The sequence below is a fragment of the Nonomuraea sp. NPDC049750 genome, assembly GCF_040659625.1.
In the GTDB taxonomy this organism is placed as follows: Bacteria; Actinomycetota; Actinomycetes; order Streptosporangiales; family Streptosporangiaceae; genus Nonomuraea.
In genome coordinates this window covers 1-1,575 of the sequence record NZ_JBFANB010000072.1, presented here as the reverse complement: position 1 = coordinate 1,575, position 1,575 = coordinate 1, and the positions used below count along the sequence as shown (strand labels likewise).

1 protein-coding gene is annotated in these 1,575 nt (G+C 67.5%); it reads right to left on the bottom strand.

The features are described from left to right. The coding region (locus AB0J16_RS59620; protein WP_358558313.1) for a VCBS repeat-containing protein at positions 1-1,373 on the bottom strand (1,373 nt) is incomplete at its 3' end. Positions 1,374-1,575: the final 202 nt, after the last annotated feature.

The window sequence follows — 1,575 nt, the reverse complement described above, 5'->3', positions numbered from 1 at the left end:
ATGACCGGAGCGTTGAAGCCACCACCGGTCTTGGCGGTCCAGGTCCACAGGCCGGTGCGGGCGCCGTCGTAGTCATAGAACGTACCGACGTCTGCCAGGCCGTCGCCGTTGAAGTCACCCGCGATGGCCTTGGCGCGGGGCTGTTCGAAGTTGCCCGCGCCCGAATCCCAGGACATGACCGGAGCGTTGAAGCCGCCGCCCGTCTTGGCGGTCCAGATCCACAGACCGGTGCGGCCGCCGGAGTAGTCGTAGAAGGTGCCGACGTCGGTCATGTTGTCGCCGTTGAAGTCACCGGTGACGGCTTTGGCGCGGGGCTGTTCGAAGTTTCCTGCGCCAGAGTCCCAGGACATGACGGGAGCGTTGAAGCCACCACCAGCCTTTGCGGTCCAGATCCACAGACCGGTGCGGGCGCCGTCGTAGTCATAGAACGTACCGACGTCTGCCAGGCCGTCGCCGTTGAAGTCACCCGCGATGGCCTTGGCGCGGGGCTGTTCGAAGTTGCCCGCTCCCGAATCCCACATGCTGACCGGCGGGTTGAAGCCGCCACCGGTCTTGGCCGACCAGACGAACAGAACCGTCCGGGCCCCCGGGTAGTCGTAGAACGCGGCCACGTCGTCCAGCCCATCGCCGTTGAAGTCCGCCTTCACCTCGGAGGTGCCGGACGGAGGGTCCGTCGACGGTGTCGTCCCCGCGTTCCACAGAGCGTCGACGAGAAGCTGGGCGTCGTGGACCTCCTTGGCGTAGGCGTCCGGGACCGCTGACACCTGCACCTTCTGGCAGATGGCGCCTATGTCCCCGCTCATCCAGGAGTTGTTCGGATATTTGCGCAGCATGGCGTTGAGGAACGCGTTGGTCGCGTACACGGGGTCGATCAACTGCGCGGGCGTGCCCCAGCCCTGGGACGGACGCTGCTGGAACAGCCCCAGGCTGTCGTGGTCGCCGGCCTCCGTGTAGTTGTGCAGGGTGCTCTCGGTGATGGCCGTGGTCACGGCGATCACCGCCGCTCGCTTGTCCAACCCTCGGCCCTTGGATGTGGCCGTGATGATCCGGGCGCAGGAGACGTTGTAGGAGTTCACGCTCTTCCCCATGCGGGGGCCGTTCATCTGCGGCCGGACCTGGTTGGCGATCGCGGTGTCCGCGCTGGTCTCGCCGCCCGGAACGCAGGCGGTGTAGGACAGTGATGCCGCGAGCGACTCGGGCACCGGCTCGCCGGCCGGGCCGGGGACGCGGCTGGTGGTGGGGGCGGGGGTCGGCTCCTGCGCTGCCGCAGGGAGAGCACCTCCGGCAAGGAGTCCTGCGGCCAAGGCGGCCGACACGGTCAGGCGGCGGGTGAAGGGTAAGCGCGGGGTTGCGATGAGACGGGTGATCTTCATGATTTTCTCCAAAAAGGGGTGAGAAGTCCGCCGGCTGCGGCTTGCGCGCCGCAGCCGGCTCGCACGATCAGACAGGCTTGGTACGGAACTGGTCCCAGTTGCCCGCTCCCGAATCCCAGGTCATGGTGGGGGCGTTGAAGCCGCCGCCGGTCTTGGCGGTCCAGGTCCACAGGCCGGTGCGGCCGCCGGGGTAGTCGTAGAA